This is a genomic window from Parolsenella sp. (assembly GCF_982402205.1).
This window is the reverse complement of record NZ_CEVYAT010000202.1, coordinates 1-1,954: the sequence shown is the minus strand read 5'-3', so window position 1 is coordinate 1,954 and position 1,954 is coordinate 1. Positions and strand designations below refer to the sequence as shown.

The window sequence follows — 1,954 nt, the reverse complement described above, 5'->3', positions numbered from 1 at the left end:
ACCCGCCGCTTCATGCTCAAGACGGTGGGCGCGCTCGTGCGCGACTTGCTGCCCGGCAGCGAGTCCGGCTCAGATGAAGACGGCGCCCCGGCCGATGCGGGCGAGGATGGCACCGAGACGGACGAGGCCGAGTCGCTTGGCTCGCGCATCCTTGCGCTACTGCCTGCCTCCCTTAGCGATACCGAGAAGGGCGAGGGTGCCGCCACCGCGCCATCTGCCAGCGAAAACGCCGCCGAGAAGAACGAGGCGTAGCGAGCGCTCTCGGCGCCCTTCTCGCGCCTCTCGTCCCTCTCGCCTTAGTTCTCGATGCTGTCGATGAGCGCCTGGGCCACGCGCAGGCCGTCGGTCGCGGCGCTCATGATGCCACCCGCGTAGCCCGCGCCCTCGCCGGCCGGGTAGAGGCCCGCGTGGCTTACGCTCTGGAGGCCTGCCCCGCGCGTGACGCGCACCGGCGAGCTCGAGCGGCTCTCGATGCCGGTGAGCACGGCCTCGGCGTCGTCGAATCCGCGCAGGTGGTGGACCATGTCGGGGATGGCGGCGCGCAGGGTATCGCTGATGTAGGCGGGCAGGCACGCGTCGAGGGCACCCCAGGCCACGCCGCGCGGGTAGGTGGGCGCCACGCGCCCCGCCGCGCTCGACGGCTGGTTCGCCAGGAAGTCTCCCACGAGCTGCGCGGGCGCCACGAAGCCGCCCCCGCCCAGCTCGAAGGCCGCGCGCTCGCACTGGCGCTGCAGCTCAACGCCCGCGAGGACGTCGTCTCCCGCAAGGTCCGTGGGAAGCACGTTCGCGAGCAGGCCCGAGTTGGCGTTGGTGCCCGCGCGTGCCGCGAGGCTCATGCCGTTCGTGACCACGCCGCCCTGCTCGCTTGCCGCGGCCACGACGTAGCCGCCGGGGCACATGCAGAACGAGTAGGCGCTGCGGCCGCTGGGTAGGTGGCTCACGAGCTTGTAGGGGGCGGCGCCCAGGCTGGGGTGCCCCGCGGCCGGGCCGTACTGGGCGCGGTCGATGTCTGCCTGCAGGTGCTCGATGCGCACGCCCATCGCGAACGTCTTGCGCTCGAGGGTCACGCCGGCGTCGCGCAGCAGCGAGAACACGTCGCGGGCCGAGTGGCCGCAGGCGAGCACGAGACTGCTCGTGGGCACGTGGCGCTCGCTCACGATGCCGCCCTCGCTCGTGGTGGCGAGCCTCACGCCGGCCACGCGCGGCGTTGCCGTGCCACCCTCCCAGTCGATTCCCACGAGCCTCGTGCGGGTGGCGACCTCGCCGCCCAGCTCGCGGATGCGCGCGCAGATTTGTTCGACCACGCCGGGGAGCACGTCGGACCCGATGTGGGGCTTGGCGTCCCAGGCGATGCTCTCGGCCGCTCCCGCCTCGATGAACGTGTCGAGGACGAGGTGGTGCAGCGGGCTCTTGGTGCCCGTGGTGAGCTTGCCGTCAGAGAAGGTGCCGGCGCCGCCCGCGCCAAACTGGATGTTGCTCTCGACGTCGAGCTCGCCCGTCTCGCTGAAGCGGGCCACGGCTTGCTCGCGGCGCGCGGCGTCGTCGCCGCGCTCGACCAGCAGCGGCTCGAGGCCGGCGTTTGCGAGCGCGAGCGCGCAGAACAGGCCCGCGCAGCCCGCGCCTACCACGACGGGGCGGATGTCGTAGCTGCCCCGGATGGGCGAGGGAAGGCGAGGCGTCGAGGCCACGACCTGGCGCACCCCGCGGTCGTCGCGACGGCGCGCGAGACGGGCGAGCAGGCGCTCCTCGGCCGCCTGGCCCCCGCGCAGCGACACGCGCGCGGTGCAGATGAGGTGCACGGCGCTCTTCTTGCGCGCGTCGATGGAGCGGCGGCGCAGCTCGACGCCCGTGACCTCGTCGGGCGCCACGTGGAGGCGGCGCAGGACCGCGGCGCGCAGCTGGGCGCGCTCGTCCTGCGGCGTTCCGTCGAGTTTGTCGAGGTAGAGCTTGATGT

The 1,954-nt window shown here is 73.1% G+C and carries 2 protein-coding genes; one reads left to right on the top strand and one right to left on the bottom strand.

The features are described 5' to 3' along the window. Window positions 1-252: hypothetical protein (locus AC1VTH_RS08025; protein ID WP_481335642.1), on the top strand; the 252-nt coding region annotated here is incomplete at its 5' end. Window positions 253-296: 44 nt separating this feature from the next. On the opposite strand, the gene AC1VTH_RS08020 is transcribed toward AC1VTH_RS08025, so the two are convergent. Continuing rightward, window positions 297-1,952: an NAD(P)/FAD-dependent oxidoreductase gene (locus AC1VTH_RS08020; RefSeq protein WP_481335640.1), complete on the bottom strand. Its 1,656-nt coding sequence runs from the start codon at window positions 1,950-1,952 to the stop codon at window positions 297-299. Window positions 1,953-1,954 lie beyond the last annotated feature (2 nt).